The organism is Streptomyces sp. NBC_00091, assembly GCF_026343185.1.
In the GTDB taxonomy this organism is placed as follows: Bacteria; Actinomycetota; Actinomycetes; order Streptomycetales; family Streptomycetaceae; genus Streptomyces.
Genome location: NZ_JAPEMA010000001.1, coordinates 1696599 through 1717913 on the forward strand (window position 1 = coordinate 1696599; position 21315 = coordinate 1717913).

The 21315-nt window shown below is 71.7% G+C and carries 24 protein-coding genes; 11 read left to right on the forward strand and 13 right to left on the reverse strand.

Annotated elements, in window-relative coordinates:
• Window positions 1-4 precede the first annotated feature (4 nt).
• Window positions 5-1261 carry a transcriptional regulator gene (locus OOK34_RS07450; protein WP_267033084.1) on the reverse strand — a complete coding sequence of 419 codons (1257 nt, stop codon included), beginning with the start codon at window positions 1259-1261 and terminating at the stop codon, window positions 5-7.
• A 320-nt stretch (window positions 1262-1581) separates the two neighbouring features.
• Here OOK34_RS07450 and OOK34_RS07455 point away from each other — a divergent pair, with 320 nt between their 5' ends.
• A complete protein-coding gene (locus OOK34_RS07455) occupies window positions 1582-1839 on the forward strand; it encodes a hypothetical protein (protein WP_267033085.1) in 258 nt (85 codons plus the stop codon).
• A 421-nt stretch (window positions 1840-2260) separates the two neighbouring features.
• Here OOK34_RS07455 and OOK34_RS07460 read toward each other — a convergent pair whose 3' ends face one another.
• The 3 genes from OOK34_RS07460 to afsQ1 all read right to left on the reverse strand — a co-directional run bounded on the left by OOK34_RS07460 (window position 2261) and on the right by afsQ1 (window position 5104).
• Window positions 2261-2869 (reverse strand): hypothetical protein, encoded by a 609-nt coding sequence (locus OOK34_RS07460; protein WP_267033086.1) that lies wholly within the window; start codon window positions 2867-2869, stop codon window positions 2261-2263.
• 70 nt (window positions 2870-2939) lie between these two features.
• Window positions 2940-4430: a HAMP domain-containing sensor histidine kinase gene (locus tag OOK34_RS07465; RefSeq protein WP_267033087.1), complete on the reverse strand. Its 1491-nt coding sequence runs from the start codon at window positions 4428-4430 to the stop codon at window positions 2940-2942.
• Entirely contained in the window at window positions 4427-5104 is a 678-nt protein-coding gene (gene afsQ1, locus OOK34_RS07470; RefSeq protein WP_180291024.1) for a two-component system response regulator AfsQ1, read from the reverse strand. The genes OOK34_RS07465 and afsQ1 overlap by 4 nt, the downstream gene beginning before the upstream one ends.
• Before the next feature lie 187 nt (window positions 5105-5291).
• Here afsQ1 and OOK34_RS07475 point away from each other — a divergent pair, with 187 nt between their 5' ends.
• A complete protein-coding gene (locus tag OOK34_RS07475; RefSeq protein WP_267033088.1) occupies window positions 5292-5987 on the forward strand; it encodes a SigE family RNA polymerase sigma factor in 696 nt (231 codons plus the stop codon).
• Window positions 5988-6220: 233 nt separating this feature from the next.
• On the opposite strand, the gene OOK34_RS07480 is transcribed toward OOK34_RS07475, so the two are convergent.
• A complete protein-coding gene (locus OOK34_RS07480) occupies window positions 6221-6940 on the reverse strand; it encodes a uridine kinase (protein WP_267036658.1) in 720 nt (239 codons plus the stop codon).
• A gap of 136 nt (window positions 6941-7076) precedes the next feature.
• On the opposite strand from OOK34_RS07480, the gene OOK34_RS07485 reads away from it, so the two are divergent.
• Window positions 7077-7433 (forward strand): hypothetical protein, encoded by a 357-nt coding sequence (locus OOK34_RS07485; protein ID WP_267033089.1) that lies wholly within the window; start codon window positions 7077-7079, stop codon window positions 7431-7433.
• 85 nt (window positions 7434-7518) lie between these two features.
• On the opposite strand, the gene OOK34_RS07490 is transcribed toward OOK34_RS07485, so the two are convergent.
• From OOK34_RS07490 to deoC, 3 genes are read right to left on the reverse strand one after another with little or no spacing between them, the layout of a single operon-like run.
• Window positions 7519-8418 (reverse strand): aldehyde dehydrogenase family protein, encoded by a 900-nt coding sequence (locus tag OOK34_RS07490; RefSeq protein ID WP_267033090.1) that lies wholly within the window; start codon window positions 8416-8418, stop codon window positions 7519-7521.
• Window positions 8411-9847, reverse strand: a complete 1437-nt coding sequence (locus tag OOK34_RS07495; RefSeq protein ID WP_267033091.1) for an aldehyde dehydrogenase family protein — start codon at window positions 9845-9847, stop codon at window positions 8411-8413. The genes OOK34_RS07490 and OOK34_RS07495 overlap by 8 nt, the downstream gene beginning before the upstream one ends.
• Before the next feature lie 5 nt (window positions 9848-9852).
• Window positions 9853-10815: a deoxyribose-phosphate aldolase gene (deoC, locus tag OOK34_RS07500; RefSeq protein WP_267036659.1), complete on the reverse strand. Its 963-nt coding sequence runs from the start codon at window positions 10813-10815 to the stop codon at window positions 9853-9855.
• A gap of 137 nt (window positions 10816-10952) precedes the next feature.
• Between deoC and OOK34_RS07505 the strand changes: the two genes are divergently transcribed.
• The 3 genes from OOK34_RS07505 (at window position 10953) to OOK34_RS07515 (ending at window position 12525) form a co-directional block, all read left to right on the forward strand.
• Window positions 10953-11585 (forward strand): PH domain-containing protein, encoded by a 633-nt coding sequence (locus OOK34_RS07505; RefSeq protein ID WP_267033092.1) that lies wholly within the window; start codon window positions 10953-10955, stop codon window positions 11583-11585.
• Window positions 11586-11758: 173 nt separating this feature from the next.
• A complete protein-coding gene (locus OOK34_RS07510; RefSeq protein ID WP_267036660.1) occupies window positions 11759-12268 on the forward strand; it encodes a VanZ family protein in 510 nt (169 codons plus the stop codon).
• A 44-nt stretch (window positions 12269-12312) separates the two neighbouring features.
• Window positions 12313-12525 (forward strand): PspC domain-containing protein, encoded by a 213-nt coding sequence (locus OOK34_RS07515; protein WP_267033093.1) that lies wholly within the window; start codon window positions 12313-12315, stop codon window positions 12523-12525.
• A gap of 106 nt (window positions 12526-12631) precedes the next feature.
• Here OOK34_RS07515 and OOK34_RS07520 read toward each other — a convergent pair whose 3' ends face one another.
• The 3 genes from OOK34_RS07520 to OOK34_RS07530 all read right to left on the reverse strand — a co-directional run bounded on the left by OOK34_RS07520 (window position 12632) and on the right by OOK34_RS07530 (window position 15073).
• Entirely contained in the window at window positions 12632-13402 is a 771-nt protein-coding gene (locus OOK34_RS07520) for a hypothetical protein (protein ID WP_267033094.1), read from the reverse strand.
• Window positions 13403-13524: 122 nt separating this feature from the next.
• Entirely contained in the window at window positions 13525-13785 is a 261-nt protein-coding gene (locus OOK34_RS07525) for a hypothetical protein (protein ID WP_267033095.1), read from the reverse strand.
• A gap of 139 nt (window positions 13786-13924) precedes the next feature.
• The gene (locus OOK34_RS07530; RefSeq protein ID WP_267033096.1) at window positions 13925-15073 is read right to left on the reverse strand and encodes an adenosine deaminase; all 1149 of its coding nucleotides are present in this window, start codon (window positions 15071-15073) and stop codon (window positions 13925-13927) included.
• A 113-nt stretch (window positions 15074-15186) separates the two neighbouring features.
• On the opposite strand from OOK34_RS07530, the gene OOK34_RS07535 reads away from it, so the two are divergent.
• Window positions 15187-15915: an alpha/beta hydrolase gene (locus OOK34_RS07535; RefSeq protein ID WP_267033097.1), complete on the forward strand. Its 729-nt coding sequence runs from the start codon at window positions 15187-15189 to the stop codon at window positions 15913-15915.
• Between the two features lie 52 nt (window positions 15916-15967).
• Window positions 15968-16336 carry a cupin domain-containing protein gene (locus OOK34_RS07540; RefSeq protein WP_267033098.1) on the forward strand — a complete coding sequence of 123 codons (369 nt, stop codon included), beginning with the start codon at window positions 15968-15970 and terminating at the stop codon, window positions 16334-16336.
• Between the two features lie 458 nt (window positions 16337-16794).
• On the opposite strand, the gene OOK34_RS07545 is transcribed toward OOK34_RS07540, so the two are convergent.
• A complete protein-coding gene (locus tag OOK34_RS07545; RefSeq protein ID WP_267033099.1) occupies window positions 16795-17718 on the reverse strand; it encodes a LysR family transcriptional regulator in 924 nt (307 codons plus the stop codon).
• A gap of 98 nt (window positions 17719-17816) precedes the next feature.
• Between OOK34_RS07545 and OOK34_RS07550 the strand changes: the two genes are divergently transcribed.
• The 3 genes from OOK34_RS07550 (at window position 17817) to OOK34_RS07560 (ending at window position 21014) form a co-directional block, all read left to right on the forward strand.
• The gene (locus OOK34_RS07550; RefSeq protein WP_267033100.1) at window positions 17817-19103 is read left to right on the forward strand and encodes an MFS transporter; all 1287 of its coding nucleotides are present in this window, start codon (window positions 17817-17819) and stop codon (window positions 19101-19103) included.
• 140 nt (window positions 19104-19243) lie between these two features.
• Window positions 19244-19951 carry a L,D-transpeptidase gene (locus OOK34_RS07555; protein WP_267033101.1) on the forward strand — a complete coding sequence of 236 codons (708 nt, stop codon included), beginning with the start codon at window positions 19244-19246 and terminating at the stop codon, window positions 19949-19951.
• An 82-nt stretch (window positions 19952-20033) separates the two neighbouring features.
• Window positions 20034-21014 (forward strand): sigma-70 family RNA polymerase sigma factor, encoded by a 981-nt coding sequence (locus OOK34_RS07560; protein WP_267033102.1) that lies wholly within the window; start codon window positions 20034-20036, stop codon window positions 21012-21014.
• Here the strand turns inward: OOK34_RS07560 and OOK34_RS07565 are convergent.
• Entirely contained in the window at window positions 20928-21257 is a 330-nt protein-coding gene (locus OOK34_RS07565; protein ID WP_267033103.1) for an STAS domain-containing protein, read from the reverse strand. The genes OOK34_RS07560 and OOK34_RS07565 overlap by 87 nt on opposite strands.
• Between the last annotated feature and the right edge of the window lie 58 nt (window positions 21258-21315).

Below are 21315 nucleotides of genomic sequence, written 5' to 3' on the forward strand. Positions count from 1 at the left end.
CTCGTCACGGTGTCCTCAGCGTGGCGATCTCCGCCCCCAGACCCGCCACGCGCTGGTCTCGGCTCAGGGGGCCGAACTCGTCGCACAGGCTTCGGAGTCTACGGGCGATGTACCCCGACGATGATGCGTGGGCCAGGTCCAGCGCCTCACGGGCGTAGTCCACCACCTGGTCCGGATCCCGGCGCTTGGCCCCGATCACGGCCAAGTCGACCAGCACCGCGCCCCTTCGGCGATACGAGTGTCCGAAAGCCAGCGCGCTCTGATCCAGCGCCTGCTTGAGCGTCTCGTCTGCCAGGTCGAAACGGCCGAGCTGTACGTATCGCGCACCGCGCTCCTCGGCCAGCCGCGTGCCGTCAAAACGGAGCCACCCGCCATTCGAGCTGTTGTCAGCGAGGTGCTGAACTTCCTCCGCCCGGGCAAGTGCCTTCTCGCAGCCCGTCAGGTCCCCCAGGCCGGCGTGTGCCTCAGCCTGCACCGATGCGACCCAGTGCCGGGTGGACAGGGTGCCGTCGCCCCGGGCGGCGACGCGTTCCGCCGCGCTCAGGACCTCGGCCGCTTGGCGGTACCGGTGCTCGGACACGTCCACGTAGGCATGACGAACGAGCGCGCACGCCCACAGGTCGTATGCCCCGGCCTCCTTGCTCACGGACGCCGCCAGAGCATAGGAGGACGCCGCGTCCACATACCGGTTGGCGTCGAAAGCCACTTCACCGGCAAGTTGGAAAAGGTCGGCCGCCGCATTGAGGAGGGGTGGCGTGTTGCCACGGCGACCTCCGGCCAGGGCCTCGTTCAGCGTGGCCAGTTGATCGCGAACGACGGGATACACCGTCCTCTTGGACCGTGCGAGTTGGTAGACCTGCCACAGGTGGCTGTTCATCCGCGCGAAGTCCGCCGGGTTGCCCCTGTGCACGCCGTCGGCCAGCGCCTCCGCTTCGTCGAACGGAAGGGCGGTCAGCGCGCCGCTGATAGTGAGTATGCGGAGGAATTCGCGGCGGATCATCTCGTCGGGGTCTCCCGCGCTCGGGTGGTCACTGGACTTCTGCCGCGCGGCCCCCTGCTCTGCCGTTTGTGACGGTGACAGGAGGGCTTCCAGCTCGTGGAGGCTGATTCCCAGGATGCTCGCCAAGGCTGGCCGCTGAGACGGCTGCGGTGCGATCTTGCCGCTCTCCCAGCGTCCGACCGTTGTGCGGTCCACGCCAAGTGACTCGGCCAATTTCTCCTGACTGTAACCCAGGGTCTTGCGCCGTTCGGCCAGTCCCATGACGACCCCTTCTTGTGCCTCTGGCCGCCTTGGCTCTCGTGCACGGATCTGCCTCAAGCCTGCCGCACGGATGCCGTGGAGATCCCCGAATCGGCGCGCTTTCCTGGGTGTTGTCGCAAACAACGTGGCTACGAACCTACGAAAGGGCGCAGATATGGCGACGTCTGATGTCAATCGGAGTCACGGCCCCGGTACGACCTCCGGCTCCTGGGAGTGGCCCGTGACCGGCCGCATCGTGCGTAGCGAGCCCAGTGCCGAACTCCTCGACCGTGCGCTCGCCGGCTGGGAGCGCTTCCTCGCTACCTTCGAGGGACTGCCCCATGAGTGAACGCTACGAGTACGTGCCGCACCGGCTCCTCCGCCGCCGGGTCCGCGACATCGCATCCGGCACCGAGGGCGAACTGATGGCCGTGATCAACGAGAACGTCTCGGACTCCGTAGTCCACCAGCACTGGATGGAGCGGGCGTACATCCGAGGCGCATCCGGCCGCGATTCACCACCGCGGCCCGCCAACGTCGAGCCAGCCCATGACCAGCCGCAGACGGGCCGCGGACGCCGAGACATGGGGAGCGCGTAGCGATCTGACGCGCCTCCGTGCTTCCCGCCTCACCCTGGTCACCACCTGGTGCAGGTATCAGCCCAAGACGGCCGTCGGACGCTGGGACATGAGAAGCGCGTAGCGATCTGCCGCGCCCGGGCCCCCAACCCTGCGGCAGGGCTGGACGGGCCCGGATGCCCGGCGTACCAAGGCCCGGCCCCTCGCCTCATCCCTGAGAGACCCGCCCCTCTCCCTCCTGCCCCGTGACCGTTCCTTTGGGGGCTTCCCGGCAGTCCTTGTCTTTCCGGGGCGGGACGGTCGGTCAAGGGTGGCCGAAGGCCATCGCGAAGCGACGCGACCGAAGGGAGCGCCCTTGAGGGACCGGCCCGACACGGAAGGACGATGGGACTGACGGGAAACCCCCAAACCAGCCCTGACACCGCCCCGCCGGAACCCCGCCTCACACCCCCGGCGTAACCCCCGCCGACGGCGACGGCGACGCCGACCCAGACGGCCGAACCAGCTCGCCCAGGGTCGGGACCGACTCCGGGCGGGAGCGGACCGCGTCGGTGCACTCCCACGCCCGCGGCGGGTCCGCGTCCGGTCCGCCGAGCACCACCGGCCCCGGCCCCGCCGAGACGGCTTCGCTCGCCGCCAGGGTGCACACGACCTGCGACAGCGCCACCGGCGGCAGGTCCTCCGGCTTGCGGCTCAGCCGCAGCGTCCCCGTCGGGTCGCCCGGCCGCGCCGGGGACGCCGACAGCCCGTCCGGGACGCTGGTGGTGAAGCCCCCGTCCCGTTCCTCCGCCGACGGGGTCCGCTCCAGTTCCTCCAGCAGCGCCTGCGCGACCAGCACCACGGGATCCCGCGCGACCCTCTTCTCGGGTACCGGTACCACCCGCTCCACGCCCACCAGCTGCGATCCGCAGACCAGCTCCACCGTGGCCCGGAAGCCCTGCACCCCGCTCTGCCCGGCCGGCTGACCGGCGGTCTCGCAGGAGACCCGGGACGGCGCCGCGCCCACGTCGACCGGCACCGTCGTGGCCCGGATGCCGCACCCGGACAGCACGAACACCCCAACCAACAGCAGAGCCCCACGAGCCCCACAAGCCCCACGCGTCCTACGCGTCCTACGCGTCCTACGCGTCCACGCCACCACCAGCGATCACCTTCCCCACATCCACCGGAAGCCGCAGCGTGAACACCGCGCCGCCGTCCGGCCCGTTCGCGGCCGTGATGTCACCGCCGTGGATGTGCGCGTTCTCCATGGCGATCGACAGGCCCAGCCCGCTCCCGTCCGACTTCGGCCGGGACGCGCTCGCCTTGTAGAAGCGGTCGAAGACGTGCGGCAGCACCGCTTCCGGGATGCCCGGCCCGTTGTCCTTGACCGCGATCACCAGCCACTCCCCCTCCACGCCCACCGACACCCGCACCGGCGAGCCGCCGTGCTTGAGCGCGTTGCCGATCAGGTTGGCCAGGATCACGTCGAGCCGCCGCGGGTCGAGCCGTGCCACGATCCCGCGCCCGGCGTCGAGTTCGACCGCGTCCAGCCAGGCCCGCGCGTCGATGCACGCCGTGACCTGGTCGGCGACGTTCACGTCGTCCAGCACCAGCCGGGCCGTCCCCGCGTCGAAGCGGGTGACCTCCATCAGGTTCTCGACCAGGTCGTTCAGCCGCCGGGTCTCGCTCACCACCAGGCCCACCGCCGGCGCGATCATCGGATCGAGGTCGTCGACCTCCTCCTCCAGCACCTCGGCGACCGCCGTCAACGCCGTGAGCGGCGTGCGCAGTTCGTGCGACATGTCGGCCACGAACCGCCGACTCGCCTCCTCCCGCGCGCTCATGTCGGCGACCTTCTTCTCCAGCGCCTCCGCCGTCCGGTTGAACGTCCGTGACAGATCGGCGAGTTCATCGGTCCCCGACACGTCGAGCCGGTGGTCCAGCTCGCCCTCGCCGAGCCGCCGCGCCGCGTCCCCGAGCCGCTGGACGGGCTTCAGCACGGTCCGCGCCGCCGCCTGCGCGAGCAGCGCCGACCCGAGCAGGGCGAGCCCGGTCGCGATGGTCAGCGACCAGCCCAGCGCGTTGAGGTCGTCCCGTTCCGTGGCGAGCGACTTGTACATGTAGCCCGTGGGCCCGCCGCCCACGATCCGCGTGCCGCCGACCAGGTACGGGTTGCCCTGCGGCTTCGTCCGCTGCCAGTACATGTGGTACTCGGAGTCGTTGGCGGCCGTGGTCTTCTGCCGGTCGTTCACCGCGTGCTGGAGGGTCTTCGGTACGTCGTTCAGCCCGAAGGGGACCGCGCCCGACGCGCCGGTCACCTTGCGCCCGTCCTTGCGTTCGTGAACGAGCAGCACGCTGTACCCGGGGCTGCCGCCCGCCATCTGCTCGGCGGTGCGCTGCATCTCCTCGGTCGTCGGGTCCGCGGGCAGGGCCGCGGCCCGCAGCTGCATCTCCCGGCGGAAGTCGCCGAGGGCGGCGTCCTGGGTCCGGCTGAGCACCGCCTCGCGGTTGAGCCAGTACGCGATCCCGGACGCGGAGACCGCGGCCGTCAGCGCGACCAGCGCGAACACCACGAGCAGGCGCAGCCGCAGGCTGGTCCAGCGCCGGCCCGCGAACAGGGCCTTGATCACTGCGGGGAGTCCAGCCGGTAGCCGACGCCCCGGACGGTGCGGATCAGGGTCGGTGAGGAGGGCACTTCCTCGACCTTGGCGCGCAGCCGCTGCACGCAGGCGTCGACGAGCCGCGAGTCGCCGAGGTAGTCGTGCTCCCAGACGAGCCGCAGCAGCTGCTGGCGGGACAGCGCCTGGCCGGGCCGGCGGCTGAGTTCCAGTAGCAGCCGCAGCTCGGTCGGGGTCAGCTGGAGGTCCTCGCCGTTCTTCGTCACCGTCATCGCGGCCCGGTCGATGACCAGGGACCCGAAGACGGCGGAGTCGCTCGCCTCGCGCTCGCCGCGGCGCAGCACGGCCCGGATGCGGGCGTCGAGCACCCGGCCCTGGACGGGCTTGACCACGTAGTCGTCGGCGCCGGACTCCAGGCCCACGACGACATCGATGTCGTCGCTGCGCGCGGTGAGCAGGATGATCGGCAGCTGGTCGGTGCGGCGGATCCGCCGGCACACCTCGAAGCCGTCGATCCCGGGCAGCATCACATCCAGCACGATCAGGTCCGGCCGCTGCTCGCGCAGCAGTTTCAGGCCGTCCTCGCCCGTCGCCGCGGTGGCCACTCGGTGGCCCTGGCGTGACAGGGAGAGTTCGAGGGCCGTGCGGATGGCGTCGTCGTCCTCGATCAGCAACAGGAAAGGCACGCGCTCATTCTGTCCCATCGGCCGTCCGCACTCGACCGTCCGGACGGAGGCAATCGCGCCACCGACGGGCACGCCGGTGGCTGTGACAGGCCTGTGACAGTCGGCGGACACCCTGGTTATGTCCGGCGGGCAGTCTTTTGTCATCGAACCGACGGACCGAAGCAGACTCCACGACGGGGGGCGCGAGATGAACACGCTGCACAGCACCACGACCAGCGCGGTTGTCACGCGGCTGCACGATGTGAACCGCCGGGCGGGTGTCCGTACGGTGACGGTCGCCCGTCAGCGGCCGGCACACGTCACAGCCATTGACGCGAAGCAGTACCAGGCGGTTCCCGCACAGCGCACCCCGTCCTCCTCTTCCGAGGCGGAGTTCACGGCGTACGTCCAGGAGCGGCGGGCCGCGCTGTACGCGACGGCCTTCCACCTCACCGGCGACCGCCACGAGGCCGAGGACCTGCTCCAGAGCGCGCTGTTCTCCACGTACCGCGCCTGGGACCGGATCAGCGACAAGGCGGCCGTCGGCGGCTACCTGCGGCGCACGATGACGAACCTGCACATCAGCGCCTGGCGCCGGCGGAAGCTGAACGAGTACCCGACCGAGGAGCTGCCGGAGACGGCCTCCGACACGGACGCCATGCGCGGCACGGAGCTGCGTGCGGTGCTGTGGCAGGCGCTGGCCCGCATCCCGGAGCCGCAGCGCACGATGCTCGTGCTGCGCTACTACGAGGGCCGTACGGACCCGGAGATCGCCGAGATCCTGGGCATCAGCGTCGGCACCGTGAAGTCGAGCATCTGGCGCTCGCTGCGCCGGCTGCGGGACGACGAGGTGCTGAGCTTCGGGCGTGACGAGGCGGAGTCCTTCGGGGAGCTCGTCGCCTGACCAAAGGCCATGGGGCCAAAGGCCGCGAGGCCAAAGGCCACGGGGGCCACAAGACCATGGGGCCGGGGGGTCCGTCCTACGGGGGTGGGGCGGAGGCCGCAGGGGGAGAAGAGGCGGGATCAAGCGGCCGGGGGTCCGCGTGATCCCGCCTTTTCACTTGTGCGGGGTGTGGCCGTGGCGGTCGAGGTCCCGCCGGAGAACCGTCCCCGGCTGCCCCGCCTGAGCCCCAGGGGCTACGCGGTCGTGGAGCTCGCCGAGCGGTGGCGGCCCGCGGCGGCCGCCGCGAGGCGGCCCAGGGCCTCGTCGCGGCCGCAGGCGTACGCGCCGAGGGCGACGTGCCGGGCCACGATGCCCCGCTCCGCCCGCATCAGGCGAAAACCCCTGCGCAGCAGGAACGGCAGGGACTTGCGGCCCTCCCGCAGATCGCGCGCGAGGCGGCGGCGGAAGGTGGTCGAGGGCCGCCCGCGCAGGCAGAGGGCGTCGGCGAGGAGGCCCAGCTCCTGGCAGCGCGCCGCGATGTCGGCGGCGAAGATCCCCTCCGCGATGAACAGCGGCGTCCGGTCGATGTCCAGGGTCTCCGCGCCGGTCCGCGAGGACGTGGCGATGGAGTAGACGGGGACGTCCGTACGCCCGGACGCGCACAGCTCCGCTATGGCGGCGACGGCGGTGTCGGCGTCCCACGACAGCGGGGAGTCCCAGTCGATGTCGGAGCTGCCCTCGACCAGCGGAAGGGTCGGGTCCGTCCCCTCCTTGTAGAAGTCGTCCAGGCGCAGTACGGGGAGGCCCGAGCGGGCCGCCAGCGAGGACTTGCCGGATCCCGAGGGACCGGTCAGCAGGACGACGCGCGTGGGAAGGGGAGATGAACAGCTCACGGGAAACCAGTGTGAGGCATGACCCCCGGTATCAACACACCGACGACGGGCCCTGCGAGCACCGTCACACCTCCTTCGCATCATCGGCGGCTGCGCCGACCCCGAGCGGACACGGCAGTGGAACCCGTACGTCCGGGTGACCGGCTGGAATCCCCGACCGCACCTCCACTACGCTGCGTGCGCACGCGACTACGACCACAGGCAGGAATCCGAACCCATGGCCCGTCACGCAGCCCACGACCCGTCTCCGAACCGGCTCCGTTCCGCCGGCCTGACCCTCTCCATGGCCGGGGCGGCCCTGGCGATGGCGGCCGGCGGGGCCCACGCCGCCGCGGAGACCGACCTCCAGGCGGCGGTGGCCGGTGTCGCCGACCCGATCGCGAACCTCAAGGTGAACCCGCTGGCCAAGACCGGGGTGGACCCCCTGGACAACGGGGTGGGGACCAAGGTCGCGGACTTCCCGGCCGTGGGCACCGGGATGGTCACCGGGATCCTGACCCAGGGTCCCTCGGTCCGGGAACTGCCCACCGCCGCGGTTTCCTCGCTGCTCGGGCCGGTACTGCCCCACCAGTAGGCAGTAGGCAGTAAGCAGTAAGCAGCAGGCATACGAAAGGCCCCGGCAGCGCTCGCGCTGCCGGGGCCTTCGCTTCGTGGGCTGCCTAGTACGAGGAGCCCGACGCCCCCAGCGAGCCCGTCGGGTGCCAGACCGTCTTGGTCTCCAGGAACGCCGTCATCCGGTGCGTGCCCGGGTCCGCGGACCAGTCGTCCACAGGCTGTGGACGCAGGACGCGCTTGAGGTTGTCCGCCGCCGCGATCTCCAGGTCCTTGGCCAGCGCCGCGTCGGCACCCGCCAGGTCGATCGCGTTGACGTCCTGGTGGGCCGCCAGGTGCGGGCCCATCTCGGAGGCCTTGCCGGACAGGATGTTGACCACGCCGCCGGGCAGGTCGGAGGTGGCCAGCACCTCGCCCAGGGAGAGGGCGGGGAGCGGGGACTTCTCCGAGGCGATCACGACGGCCGTGTTGCCGGTGGCGATCACCGGGGCGATCACCGAGACCAGGCCCAGGAAGGACGACTCCTGCGGGGCGACGACGGTGACGACACCGGTCGGCTCCGGGGTGGAGAGGTTGAAGAACGGGCCCGCGACCGGGTTGGCCCCGCCCACGATCTGGCCGATCTTGTCGGTCCAGCCCGCGTACCAGACCCAGCGGTCGATCGCCGCGTCGACGACGGCCGCGGCCTTCGACTTGGACAGCCCCTCGGCCTCGCCGACCTCGCGGACGAACTGGTCCCGGCGGCCCTCCAGCATCTCGGCGATGCGGTAGAGGATCTGCCCGCGGTTGTAGGCGGTGGCGCCCGACCAGCCGCCGAAGGCCTTGCGCGCGGCGACGACCGCGTCACGCGCGTCCTTGCGGGAGGACAGCGGGGCGTTGGCCAGCCACTTCCCCTTCGAGTCGCTCACCTCGTACACCCGGCCGCTCTCGGAGCGGGGGAACTTGCCCCCGACGTACAGCTTGTAGGTCTTGAAGACGTTCAGACGGGTCGCAGAAGACTCAGACATCGAGGTAGCCCTCCAGGCCGTGGCGACCGCCCTCGCGGCCGAAGCCCGACTCCTTGTAGCCGCCGAAGGGCGAGGTCGGGTCGAACTTGTTGAACGTGTTGGCCCACACCACACCCGCGCGGAGCTTGTTGGCGACCGCGAGGATGCGGGAGCCCTTCTCCGTCCAGATGCCGGCGGACAGGCCGTACTGGCTGTTGTTGGCCTTGGCGACGGCCTCGTCCGGGGTGCGGAAGGTCAGCACGGACAGCACCGGGCCGAAGATCTCGTCGCGGGCGACGGTGTGCGCCTGGGTGACGTTCGTGAAGAGCGTCGGGGCGAACCAGTAGCCGGCCGACGGCAGCTCGCAGGCCGGGGACCAGCGCTCGGCGCCCTCGGCCTCGCCGGTCTCCGCGAGCGCGGTGATCCGGGCGAGCTGCTCGGCGGAGTTGATCGCGCCGATGTCGGTGTTCTTGTCGAGCGGGTCGCCCAGGCGCAGCGTGGAGAGGCGGCGCTTGAGGGAGTCGAGCAGCTCGTCGTGGATCGACTCCTGGACCAGCAGGCGCGAGCCCGCGCAGCAGACCTGGCCCTGGTTGAAGAAGATGCCGTTGACGATGCCCTCGACGGCCTGGTCGATGGGGGCGTCGTCGAAGACGATGTTGGCGCCCTTGCCGCCCAGCTCCAGGGTGACCTTCTTGTCGGTGCCGGCGACGTGGCGGGCGATCTTCTTGCCCACGGCCGTCGAGCCGGTGAAGGCGACCTTGTTGACGTCCGGGTGCTCGACGAGGGCCGCGCCCGCGTCCCCGTACCCGGTGAGGATGTTGACGACGCCCTTGGGCAGACCGGCCTGGCGGCAGATGTCCGCGAAGAACAGCGCCGACAGGGGCGTGGTCTCGGCGGGCTTGAGGACGACGGTGTTGCCGGTGGCGAGCGCCGGGGCGATCTTCCACGCGAGCATGAGGAGGGGGAAGTTCCAGGGGATGACCTGGCCCGCCACACCCAGCGGCCGCGGGTTCGCGCCGTAGCCGGCGTGGTCGAGCTTGTCGGCCCAGCCCGCGTAGTAGAAGAAGTGCGCGGCGACCAGCGGGAGGTCCGCGTCGCGGGTCTCCCTGATCGGCTTGCCGTTGTCCAGGGTCTCCAGGACGGCCAGCTCGCGGCTGCGCTCCTGGATGATCCGGGCGATGCGGAAGAGGTACTTGGCGCGCTCGGAGCCCGGCAGCGCGGACCACTTCTCGAAGGCCCTGCGGGCGGCCTTGACGGCGCGGTCCACGTCGGCGGCGCCGGCCTGGGCGACCTCGGCCAGCACCTCCTCGCTGGAGGGGCTGACGGTCTTGAAGACCTTGCCGTCGGCGGCGTCGGTGAACTCGCCGTCGATGAAGAGCCCGTAGGAGGGGGCGATGTCGACGACCGAGCGGGACTCGGGGGCCGGTGCGTACTCGAAGAGGGATGCCATGGTGATCAGTCCACCGTCACGTAGTCGGGACCGGAGTAACGCCCGGTGCTCAGCTTCTGGCGCTGCATGAGCAGGTCGTTCAGCAGGCTGGAGGCGCCGAAACGGAACCAGTGGTTGGAGAGCCAGTCCTCGCCCGCGGTCTCGTTGACCAGGACCAGGAACTTGATGGCGTCCTTGGTGGTGCGGATGCCGCCGGCCGGCTTCACGCCGATCTGGATTCCAGTCTGCGCCTTGAAGTCGCGGACGGCTTCGAGCATCAGCAGCGTGTTGGCGGGGGTGGCGTTGACGCCGACCTTGCCGGTGGAGGTCTTGATGAAGTCGGCGCCCGCGAGCATGCCGATCCAGGAGGCGCGGCGGATGTTGTCGTACGTCGACAGCTCGCCGGTCTCGAAGATGACCTTCAGGCGGGCGGCGGTGCCGTCCTCGCGGACGCAGGCGGCCTTGATGGCCCTGATCAGCTCGTACGTCTCCAGGTAGCGGCCGGCGAGGAAGGCGCCACGGTCGATGACCATGTCGATCTCGTCGGCGCCGGCGGCGACGGCGTCACGGGTGTCGGCGAGCTTGACGGGCAGGGCCGCGCGGCCGGCCGGGAAGGCGGTGGCGACGGAGGCGACCTTGACGTCGGCTCCGTGCAGCGCGGCCTTGGCGGTGGCCACCATGTCGGGGTAGACGCAGACCGCGGCGGTCATGGGCGTCGTACGGTCGGTCGGATCGGGGTTGACGGCCTTGGCGGAGAGCGCCCGGACCTTGCCCGGGGTGTCCGCACCCTCGAGCGTCGTCAGGTCGATCATCGAGATGGCCAGGTCGATGGCGTACGCCTTGGCCGTCGTCTTGATCGAGCGGGTGCCGAGGGAGGCCGCGCGGGCCTCCAGGCCGACTGCGTCTACGCCGGGCAGCCCGTGCAGGAAGCGGCGCAGCGCGCTGTCGGACGTCGTCACGTCAGCGAATGCGGTGAGGGTGGTGGGCATGGTCACCAGATGAGCATATCTACGCGCGTAGCGACCTGTCACCCCCCTCTTGCACATATGGGCGTGACATCCGCCATCGGAGCTTCCGGGCCCGCGCGCCCGCACCGCCCGGCCGGTCATGCGGCAGAATCGGCCGCATGACTACGCCCTCCCCCCACGAGCCGGTCTACGCCGACCGCGTCTACCGCTCCCCCATGGCCGTCGTCACCGGGGTGCTGCTGCTCGCGCTCGTCGCCTGGCTGTGCGGGGACGCCGTCGTACGGGGCGGGGGGAACGCCCGGTGGATCGGGATCGCCGTCGCGCTGTGCGCCGTACCGCTGATCGTGGCGTTCACCATCCGGCCGGCCGTCTTCGCCAACGACGACCGGATGCGGGTCCGCAACCCCTTCCGGAACATCGAGCTGCCGTGGGCCGCGGTCGACGCGGTGCGCGCCGGGTACTCGGCGGAGGTGCTGGCGCAGGGGTCGAAGTACCAGCTGTGGTCGGTGCCGGTGTCGCTGCGCGAGCGCAAGAAGGCCGGCAGCCAGTTCAGCCGCCGTGACGCGCTGCGCGGCAAGGGCATGACCAAGCAGGACGAGACGGCGGCGGCGCCCGCCCAGCCGAAGCGGGCCTCCGCCGACCAGGCCGTGGACGAGCTGCGCGAGCTCGCCGAGCGCGGGGCCGCCCGGCCCGGCGCCCAGGGCGGCGTCACCGTGCGGTGGGCGTACGAGATCATCGCGCCCGCCGTGGCCGGAGCGGTGCTGCTGGCCGTGCTCCTGGCCACCGGCTGACCCGTCCGCGGGGCGGGCGGGCCGGGGCAGTGCCCGGAAGTGCCGGAAGTGCCGGAAGTCCCGGAACCACCGGAACCGCCGCCACCGGGGGGTGCGTCCTCGCAGGTGTGCACCGTCATGAGGGCAGCGGCAGCGCCGCCACCGCCACACAGCTCCCGGTTCGGTCCCGGCTCCTGAGCGGGGCCCTGCTGGCCGCGCATCTGCTGCTCGTCGGATGGCTGACCCTGCGCCCCCTGGACATCCCCTGGGCCGCGGCCGCGAACCTGACCCCGCTGGAGGGGATCAGGGCGGACCTCGCCTACGGGCCGCTGGAGGCGGCCCGGCGGATCGGCGAGGGGCTGGCGCTGCTGGCCCCGCTGGGGGTGCTGCTGCCGCTGGCCGGGGGGCGGCTGGCGCCCGGGGCGCTGGCCGCGTGGTCCTCGCTGGCGCGGACGGCGGCCGCGGCGGTACTGATCTCGCTGAGCATCGAGATGCTCCAGACCGCGGTACCGGGCCGGGTGCTGGACGTGGACGCGCTGCTGCTGAACACCGCCGGGGTGGTGATCGTCCACGCGGCCGTCGTACCGGTGCTGCGCGCCAGGCTGCGCCGCTCGTACGCGTCTCAGGGGCCCACCCCGAGAATTACCAGGGTCGGCATCGGCCCTTGGACCGAGGTTCTGTCGGCGGTACCGCGCGAGTATTGAGGCATCGCGGAAAACAACCGCGGTCCCGTACGAAGGAGAAAACCATGAGCGCGATTACCCGCCCCCGTGACGGACGGATGATCGGCGGCGTCTGCGCCGGGCTCGCACGACGTTTCGGCATCAAGGCGCGGACGATGCGGATCATCTTCGTCGCCTCGTGCCTGCTGCCCGGACCGCAGTTCCTCATCTACCTGGCGCTGTGGCTGCTGCTCCCGAACGAGAAGTCCGGCGTGGGCTCGGCGCAGACCGCCTGGTAGGACCCGGCCCGGTCATGCCAGGCCCGTAATGCCCGGCCTGTAATGCCCGGCCCGGTCATGCCCGGCCCGGTAATGCGCGGTCGGTCGACCGGCGCTCCAGCGGGAATCAGCCCGCCTTCTTGACCTTCTCGAGCTGCTTGTCGGCCACTTCCTGCGGGACCGTCGCCTTCTGGCCCGCGGCGGCCACGTTCAAAGCCATCAGCCGCACGACCCGGTCGCCCTCGCGTACGACGACCAGGTGGACCGGCGCCGAGACCCCGCCGGCGGCGGCGGTCGTGGTCCAGCTGACGGTCTCGTCACCGCCGGTCTTGTACGGGACGGACTTCACGTCCCGGTAGCTGCCGGTCTGCTTCTGGACGGTGGCGGAGAAGCCCGTACCGCAGGCCGCGACGGCCTCGCGCAGCCGGGAGACCACCTGCTTGGCATCGCTCTCGTCGTAGGAGCTGACGGAGGCCGATACGGCGAGTCCGACCTGCCGCTGGGAGCCCACGCCCCGGTTGACGGTCTCGTGGGCGGCGGGGTCGGGCTTGTCGCCCATGATGTCGGCGAGCGGCTGGCAGGCCTTCTTGTCGGCCTGCGGCTGGCCGTCGGGGGCGTTCGGGTTCTTGCCCTGCGCGGAGATCTGGTAGCCGGTCAGGTCGCCCTGTTCGAGGGCGGCCCGCTCCAGGCGGCCGTCCTTGGCTTTGGGCGCGGCGGAGGCGGCCGGGGCGCCGGGCACGCCCGAGGGCGCGGCGGCCGCGGAACCCTTGGGGTCCGGGCTCTTGCCGGGCGCGGGGGCGTCCGTACCGCTGCCGCAGGCTGCCGCTCCGAGGAGCAGGGCGGGGAGCAGCGCGAATGTCGCCGCGGGCGTCGCCGTGAATCGTGCCGTGATGCGCATGACCGAACCTCATACCCAGTACGTCGGCGGGCAGTTGGTGGTGATCGTGGCACACCGCGCGACGTGGCGCACACCCCTTCGAAGGGGCGTGCGCCACGGGCACGTGCGTGCGATCCGGAGCGTCAGCCGCCGATGCCGCCGGGCAGCGGGGGCAGTCCGCCGAGCAGGCCCGTGACCGGAGCGGTGGGGTCGCTGGCCTGACCGTCCTGGCCCTCCTGCTGCGTCTGGTCGGTGAGGGAGCTGGTGGCGCTGGTGAGGGACCCGAGGGTGTCCGTCAGGTTGGCGGCCGGGAGCGCCGAGGCGGAGGCGGTGCCGGCGGCGCCCGCAGCGAGGGCGGCACCAATGACAGCGACACCGAGGGACTTGGCAGCAGACTGCTTCATGAAAAATCGTCCTTGCGACGGGGAACTGAGCGGCTCCGCAAACTAGTCACTTCAAACCCCGCCCCGCAAACATCCTTAAATACGAGAAAGCGTCCGGGAATTACCACTCCCGGACGCTTCCTTTGAGTCAGGCTGTGGCCTAGGCCGATACAGATCCGCTGGTGGAAGCGGTCTGACGGAAAAGCCACTCGGACTTCAGCTCCGCGTAACCCGGCTTGATCACGTCGTTGATCATGGCCAGTCGTTCATCGAAAGGAATGAACGCGGACTTCATCGCATTGACGGTGAACCACTGCATGTCTTCGAGCGAGTAGCCGAAGGTGTCGACCAGGTGCTCGAACTCGCGGCTCATGCTGGTGCCGCTCATCAGCCGGTTGTCGGTGTTGACCGTCAGCCGGAAGTGCAGCTTGCGCAGCAGCCCGATCGGGTGCTCGGCGTACGAGGCGGCCGCAGCCGTCTGCAGGTTCGAGGTCGGGCACATCTCCAGGGGGATGCGCTTGTCCCGGACGTACGAGGCCAGGCGGCCCAGCGTGACCGAGCCGTCGGCGGCGACCTCGATGTCGTCGATGATCTTCACACCGTGGCCGAGCCGGTCGGCGCCGCACCACTGCAGGGCCTGCCAGATCGACGGCAGGCCGAAGGCCTCGCCCGCGTGGATGGTGAAGTGGTTGTTCTCGCGCTTGAGGTACTCGAAGGCGTCGAGGTGGCGGGTGGGAGGGAACCCGGCCTCGGCGCCGGCGATGTCGAAGCCGACCACGCCGTTGTCGCGGTAGCGGTTGGCCAGCTCGGCGATCTCCAGCGCGCGGGCCGCGTGGCGCATGGCCGTCAGCAGGGCGCCGACGCGGATGCGGTGGCCGTTGGCCTTCGCGCGGCGCTCGCCCTCGCGGAAGCCGTCGTTCACGGCCTCGACGACCTCTTCGAGGGTCAGGCCGGCTTCCAGGTGCTGCTCGGGGGCGTAGCGGATCTCGGCGTAGACGACGCCGTCCTCGGCCAGGTCCTCGGCGCATTCGGCGGCGACCCGGAAGAGGGCCTCCTTCGTCTGCATGACGGCGCAGGTGTGCGCGAACGTCTCCAGGTAGCGCGGGAGGGAACCGGAGTCGGCGGCTTCGCGGAACCAGATGCCCAGCTTGTCGGCATCGGTCTCGGGAAGGTTCTCGTAGCCGGCGTCGCGGGCCAGCTCGATGATGGTCCCGGGGCGCAGTCCACCGTCGAGGTGGTCGTGGAGCAGCACCTTCGGGGAGCGGCGGATCTGATCCGGGGTGGGCAGGTTGGGGGTCTCGCTCGTCATCCGGGCACTCTACTCCTACGCGCGTAGAGCAACGCGTCGGCGGCGAGCGTCGATATGTAACAGAGACCGTACGGACGGGTGGCGTACACCTGTCAGTCTGAGACTGTTCCGCCATGGCACAGCATGCGCCGCCGGCGCGCGGGGCCCGCCTGGGGCGGGCGGCCGGCGCGAACGGCTCGGTCTCGACGGTCAGCACGGTCAACGGAGTGGTGCTCCTGCTTCCCGGGGCGTCCAGATTCTCCCCCGGTCCGGTACGTCCGCTCGCGCGGGCGCTGGCCCGGGCGGGCAGGGCGCAGGGGCTGGTGGCGCACACCGTGGCGCACGGGGCGGGGTCCCGGGAGGAGGCCGCCGGGTGGGCGGCGGAGGAGGTGGTGCGGCTCTACGGGGACGTGCCGGTGTGCCTGGCCGGCTTCGCCGCCGGGGGCGGGGCGGCGCTGCGGGCGGCGGGGCACGGGGCGGTCAACTCGGTGGTGGCGATGGCCCCTTGCTTAGCGGAGGGCACGGGTGACGGCTCCCCTGAGCCGGTGAAACAGCTCGCGGGGCGCCAGGTGCTGATCGTGCACGGCACCAACGACGCGCGCAGCGACCCGGAGGCCTCCTTCCGGCTGGCCGCCCGGGCGAAGAAGGCGAATCGTTCTACTTGCCGGTTCGAGGTGCACTCCGACGGGCACGGGCTGCGGGAACACCAGGCGGAAGTGGTGGCGCTGGCGGTGGACTTCGTCCTCGGCGCGATGTTCTCGGGGCGGTACTCGCGGCCGGTCACCGACGCGCTGGCGGCGCCCCCGCCGCTGGGCCTGCGGATGCCGCTCGCCTCGGGTTTCGGGCGGTCCCTGCGGGGCTGAGCGTAGAGTGAGGAGTGGACTCGGGGTGCTTCTCTGCGGGAGGCGATCCTTCATGGCCGGAATGGTGTGCAGGAATTTCGACAGTGCGGACGAGACACGGCCGTTCGCCGACGGTAAGGGCCGGCTGGACGTGATCCAGGCGGACGGCGGCCCCGTCGGCCGCGCGGTCTTCGAGCCGGGCTGGCGCTGGTCGGAGCACATCAAGCCGCTGGCCGGCACCGACAGCTGCCAGTCCGCGCACACCGGGTACGTGGTGAGCGGCCGGATGCACGTCGTCATGGACGACGGGGAGAGCGCCGATTACGGACCCGGGGACTTCATGCAGGTGGCCCCGGGCCATGACGCCTGGGTCCTGGGCGACGAGCCCTGCGTGGCGGTGGACTGGACGGGCTTCGGCACCTACGCAAAGCCGGCCGCCTGAGCCGGACCGTTCTTTCACGCGCCGCTCGCGCGGCTCGGCGCCAGGGCGCCTCTCCGGCTTCGCGCCGCTGCGCCGGACCCCGTCCGCCGGACCCCGGGCGGGGCCACGGGCCCCGGCTGGGGTCGGTTGCCCGTCTGCGGGGTGATGGGCCGCTGCGCGGGGCTGTCCCCTACCCGCCCTTCCACCGTTCCCCGGGCTCCGCCCGGACCCGCGAACGAACGACTCACCGCACGCGATCCAGCCCCGCCGGCGTTTGAGGCGCGGGGTCTGGGGCGGAGCCCCAGGGAACGGTGGAAGGGCGGGGCGGGGAGCGGATCCGCGCAGCGGCCTCCACCCCGCAGACGGGCAACCGACCTCAGCCGGGGCCCGCGGCCCCGCCCAGCCATCGGCGGACGGAGTTCGCCGCAGCGGCGCGAAGCCGGGGAGGCCGCCTGCGGCCGAGCCGCGCGAGCGGCGCGTTAAGAGGGAATCAGGCGGCCGCGGCGGGACAGTAGGAAGCGCTTGAACTCGGCCACCGGCGGGGTGTCCGGGTGGCCGTCCAGCCAGGCCACGCCGATCTCGCGCACCGCGCGCGGGGCCGTCACCGTCAGCTCGACCACCCCCGGCCGGGGCACCGCGGGCGGGGGCAGCAGGGCCACGCCGAGGCCCGCCGCGACCAGGCCGCGCAGGGTCTCGGCCTCCTCGCCCTCGAAGGCCACCCTGGGGGTGAACCCGGCCTCCGCGCACAGGTCGTCGGTGATCCGGCGCAGGCCGTAGCCCGCCTCCAGGGTGACGAAGGTTTCCTCCGCGGCCTCGGCCAGCCGGATCCGCTTGCGCGCCGCGAGGCGGTGGTCGTCCGGGACCACCAGACGCAGCCGCTGCTCGTCGAGGCGGCGGGCCACCAGGTCGGGGGCATCGGGCACGGGGGAGGTCAGGCACAGGTCGAGTTCCCCGGCGCGGAGCTTCTCCAGCATGGCCTCGCCGTAGTTCTGCACCAGGGCGAACCGTACGCGCGGATGGTCGGCCCGGAAGCCGCGGATCAGGCCGGGTACGGTCTCGGGGCCCAGGGTGTGCAGGAAGCCGAACGCCACCTTCCCGAAGGCCGGATCGGCGTCCTGCTGGACGGACCCGGCGGCGCGGGCGATGCCGTCCAGGGCCTGTTCGGCGGAGGCGAGGAAGGTACGGCCGGCGGTGGTGAGGGCGACGGTGCGGCCCTTGCGGGCGAACAGGCTGACACCCAGGTCCTGTTCGAGGCGGACCATGGCCCGGGACAGGGTGGACTGCGGTACGCCCAGCTCGTGGGCGGCGCGGGTGACGTGCTCGTGCCGGGCGACCGCGACGAACTGGGCGAGCCGGGGGGCCAGCTGTTGTGTCACGGCCATGTCTTCTTCGTAACGGTTCATTGATATCCGAAGCCCTGACCTCAGGTGATGCATGGGTGGATCGATTATCGCGAATTCGTGCATTGGACGCATGAAAAACAGGGGCCTACCTTCGACGTATGCCTCCCGCTCATACCGGGGCACCTGTCACCACAGGTGCCTCCACCCCGTCGTTTCCGCAGCCAGAACCCCGCTCCCCCGGCCGCCCCGGCTACCGCCGGATGAGCCTCGCGCTCTTCGCCGCCGGCCTCGCGACCTTCGCGCTCCTCTACTCCACCCAGGCCCTGCTGCCCGCGCTCTCCGCCGGCTTCGGCGTGACGGCGGGTCAGGCCAGCTGGACGGTGTCCGCGGCCACCGGCGCGCTCGCCCTGTTCGTGCTGCCGCTCAGCGCGCTGTCCGAGCGGTTCGGGCGGACCCGGATGATGACCTGCTCGATGGTGGTGGCCGTCGGCATCGGCCTGCTGGTGCCGTTCGCGCCGAGCCTGGAGTGGCTGGTGGCGCTGCGTGCGGTGCAGGGCGCGGCGATCGCCGGGATCCCGGCCTCCGCGATGGCGTACCTGGCGGAGGAGGTCCGGCCGAAGGCGCTGGTCGGGGCGATCGGCCTGTTCGTGGCGGGCAACTCCATCGGCGGCATGAGCGGCCGCATCGTCACCGGCTGGGCGGCGCAGCTGTGGGGCTGGCGCGGCGGGCTGCTGGCCGTCGGCGTGATGGCGCTGGCCTGCGCGGTGGCCTTCCTGGTGCTGCTGCCCCGGGCGCGGTTCTTCCGGCCGGCCTCGCTGAACCCGCGCGCGGTGGGACGTACCGTCGCCGGGCACCTGCGCGATCCGCTGCTGCTGCGGCTGTACGGGATCGGCGCGCTGTTCATGACCGTCTTCGGGGCGGTGTACACCGTCATCGGCTACCGCCTGGTGGACGCGCCCTTCTCACTGGGCCAGGGCGTGGTCGGGTCGGTCTTCCTGGTCTACCTGGTGGGTACGGTCTCCTCGGCGGCCGCCGGGCAGCTGGTGGCCCGGGCGGGGCGGCGCGGGGCGCTGTACCTGGCCGTGACCACGACCGCGCTGGGGCTGCTGCTGTCGCTCGGCGACTCGCTCTGGGCGGTCCTGCCGGGGCTGGTGCTGATCACGGCCGGTTTCTTCGCGGGGCACGCGGTGGCCTCCGCGGCGGTGAGCCGGACGGCGAAGACGGGCCGGGCGCAGGCCTCCGCGCTCTACCAGTCCGCGTACTACCTCGGTTCCAGCGCGGGCGGCACCCTGGGCGCGCTGGCGTACCACGCCTCGGGGTGGGCGGCCACGGTCGGGATCGCGCTGCTCGCGGTGCTGGGCGTCGTCTCGATCACCCTGTACGGGTCCCACGCGGCCCGCGCCGAGCGGCGCCGGCTGCTGGCCCCGGCCGCGGCGGCCCGCTGAGCCGTCAAGAACGGGCCGCCCGCGCCTCGGAGGGGCCCGCACCGGCCAACTCCGTTCAAAGTCTGTGCGGCGTCCGCAACTCGCTCTAGCTTGGAGGGCATTGGCGCCCCCACAGTGCGGGCGAGGCAGGGGAGGACCGGATGGCGGCTATACGCGTGCGCGCGAAGCGGCGGGCTGCGGTGGTTTTCGGCGGGGCACTGGCGCTGGCGGCGCCCCTGGTGGTCGTGGGGGGCGGCTCGGCTCAGGCCGCCTCCTGCAACGTGACCACCGGGCCCTACCAGCGGCAGGTCGAGCAGTTCCTGGGGCGGCCGGTGGACGGGGTGCAGTCGGCGGCCGACTGCACTGCCATCCAGGCCTTCCAGGCCACCCACGGGATCACCCCGACCATGGGGTACGCCGGGCCTCTGACCTGGCAGACGATGAGCACGATGCTGGCGCAGCGGGCGGCCGGCAGCAATCCGAACGCCGACCGGAAGTGCCCCACCAACCTGGGGCGGATCGCCTGCGTCGACCTGACGCGCCAGCTCAGCTGGATCCAGGACGGCGCCACGCTGAAGTACGGCCCGGTGCCGGTGCGCACCGGCAAGGCGGAGACGCCGACGCGGACCGGCCTGAAGAAGATCTACTACCGCAGCATCAACCACTGGTCGACGATCTACAACGTCGCGATGCCCTATTCGCAGTTCTTCGACGGGGGCATCGCCTTCCACTCGGTCACCAAGAGCATGTGGAACCCGCCGGGCTCGGGCGGCTGCGTGAACATGACGACGAACGACGCCAAGGCCTACTGGAGCATGCTGACCAACGGCGAGGACGTCTACGTGTACGGGCGCAAGCCCGGGACCTGACGTTCAGAGCCGCTCCGGCTGCCGTTGTCAGACCCCTCGGGTAGTTTCCGAAGTGACGGAAACTACCTGGGGGACGGCAGCCATGAGTGACCTCGCGACCTCATCTCCGGAGCTCGACGCCGCGATGGACCGCTACCGCGTCGAGCTGACCGGCTACTGCTACCGGATGCTCGGTTCGGCCTTCGACGCCGAGGACGCGGTGCAGGACACGTACATCCGCGCCTGGCGGGCCCACGGGAAGTTCGAGGGCCGTTCCTCGCTGCGGTCGTGGCTGTACCGGATCGCCACCAACGTCTGCCTCGACCTGCTGAGCGCGGGCAACAAGCGGGCCCGCCCGATGGACCTGTCCGCCCCGCAGCACCAGGCCTCCGCCGTGCTGAACGAGCGGCCCGAGGTGACCTGGCTGGAGCCGGTGCCCGACGGGCGGGTGCTGCCGCAGACCGCCGACCCGGCGGAGATGGCCCTCGCCAAGGAGTCCGTCCGGCTGGCCTTCGTGGCGGCCCTCCAGCACCTGCCGGCGAAGCAGCGGGCCGTGCTGATCCTGCGGGAGGTGCTCGCCTGGAAGGCGGACGAGGTCGCGCAGCTCCTGGAGACCACGGTGGCCTCGGTGAACAGCGCGCTCCAGCGGGCGCGGGCGACCCTCTCCGGGCAGGCGCTGCGCCCCAGCGATCCGGCGGACCCGCTGGACGCGGAGCAGGCGAAGCTGCTGGAGCAGTACCTGTCGGCCTTCGAGGCGTACGACATCTCGCGGCTCACCACGCTGCTGCACGAGGACGCGGTGCTGTCGATGCCGCCGTTCGACCTGTGGCTGCGGGGCCATGCGGACATCGCGGCGTGGCACCTGAACCAGGGCATCGGCTGCAAGGGCTCGCGCCTGGTGGCGACCACGGCGAACGGTCTGCCGGCCTTCGGCCAGTACCGGCCCGCGGAGGACGGCTCCGGGCACACGCCGTGGGCGCTCCAGGTGCTGGAGATATCAGAGGGGCGGATCGTCGGGCTCAACGCCTTCCTGGACACCGACCGCTGGTTCCCGCTGTTCGGGCTCCCGGAGCGGCTCGCCTAGCCCGGCCAGCGCGAGCAGGGCGCGCAGCGGCCCGTCGGCCCGTACCCGGAAGGGGGTGCCGTGGCGGCGGGCGGTGAGGGCGGCGCGGGCGAGCGCGTCCACCGTCGCGAGGGTGGGCTCGGTGACGGCCCGCGCATCGCAGACCAGCTCGTCGGGGCCGTCGCGGCAGAGCGCGCGCACGCGTGCGCACAGGTCGGCGGTGTCCGGGGCGGGGCCTTCCAGGGCCAGGGTTCTCGTCTCCACGGGGGGATGACCCCCGGGCGGTCCGGAACTCATCGCCCCGGGACTCATCGCCGCGGGC

What these genes read in the sequence shown, in the direction of transcription:
- OOK34_RS07455 (WP_267033085.1), top strand. Translation starts at nt 1,582, where the DNA reads ATGAGTGAACGCTACGAGTACGTGCCGCACCGGCTCCTCCGCCGCCGG.
- OOK34_RS07545 (WP_267033099.1), bottom strand. Translation starts at nt 17,718, where the DNA reads ATGAACCGTTACGAAGAAGACATGGCCGTGACACAACAGCTGGCCCCC.
- OOK34_RS07475 (WP_267033088.1), top strand. Translation starts at nt 5,292, where the DNA reads ATGAACACGCTGCACAGCACCACGACCAGCGCGGTTGTCACGCGGCTG.
- OOK34_RS07550 (WP_267033100.1), top strand. Translation starts at nt 17,817, where the DNA reads ATGCCTCCCGCTCATACCGGGGCACCTGTCACCACAGGTGCCTCCACC.
- OOK34_RS07450 (WP_267033084.1), bottom strand. Translation starts at nt 1,261, where the DNA reads ATGGGACTGGCCGAACGGCGCAAGACCCTGGGTTACAGTCAGGAGAAA.
- OOK34_RS07555 (WP_267033101.1), top strand. Translation starts at nt 19,244, where the DNA reads ATGGCGGCTATACGCGTGCGCGCGAAGCGGCGGGCTGCGGTGGTTTTC.
- OOK34_RS07535 (WP_267033097.1), top strand. Translation starts at nt 15,187, where the DNA reads ATGGCACAGCATGCGCCGCCGGCGCGCGGGGCCCGCCTGGGGCGGGCG.
- OOK34_RS07530 (WP_267033096.1), bottom strand. Translation starts at nt 15,073, where the DNA reads ATGACGAGCGAGACCCCCAACCTGCCCACCCCGGATCAGATCCGCCGC.
- OOK34_RS07495 (WP_267033091.1), bottom strand. Translation starts at nt 9,847, where the DNA reads ATGGCATCCCTCTTCGAGTACGCACCGGCCCCCGAGTCCCGCTCGGTC.
- OOK34_RS07560 (WP_267033102.1), top strand. Translation starts at nt 20,034, where the DNA reads ATGAGTGACCTCGCGACCTCATCTCCGGAGCTCGACGCCGCGATGGAC.
- OOK34_RS07515 (WP_267033093.1), top strand. Translation starts at nt 12,313, where the DNA reads ATGAGCGCGATTACCCGCCCCCGTGACGGACGGATGATCGGCGGCGTC.
- OOK34_RS07505 (WP_267033092.1), top strand. Translation starts at nt 10,953, where the DNA reads ATGACTACGCCCTCCCCCCACGAGCCGGTCTACGCCGACCGCGTCTAC.
- OOK34_RS07480 (WP_267036658.1), bottom strand. Translation starts at nt 6,940, where the DNA reads ATGCGAAGGAGGTGTGACGGTGCTCGCAGGGCCCGTCGTCGGTGTGTT.
- OOK34_RS07525 (WP_267033095.1), bottom strand. Translation starts at nt 13,785, where the DNA reads ATGAAGCAGTCTGCTGCCAAGTCCCTCGGTGTCGCTGTCATTGGTGCC.
- OOK34_RS07520 (WP_267033094.1), bottom strand. Translation starts at nt 13,402, where the DNA reads ATGCGCATCACGGCACGATTCACGGCGACGCCCGCGGCGACATTCGCG.
- deoC (WP_267036659.1), bottom strand. Translation starts at nt 10,815, where the DNA reads ATGCCCACCACCCTCACCGCATTCGCTGACGTGACGACGTCCGACAGC.
- OOK34_RS07490 (WP_267033090.1), bottom strand. Translation starts at nt 8,418, where the DNA reads ATGTCTGAGTCTTCTGCGACCCGTCTGAACGTCTTCAAGACCTACAAG.
- OOK34_RS07485 (WP_267033089.1), top strand. Translation starts at nt 7,077, where the DNA reads ATGGCCCGTCACGCAGCCCACGACCCGTCTCCGAACCGGCTCCGTTCC.
- OOK34_RS07540 (WP_267033098.1), top strand. Translation starts at nt 15,968, where the DNA reads ATGGCCGGAATGGTGTGCAGGAATTTCGACAGTGCGGACGAGACACGG.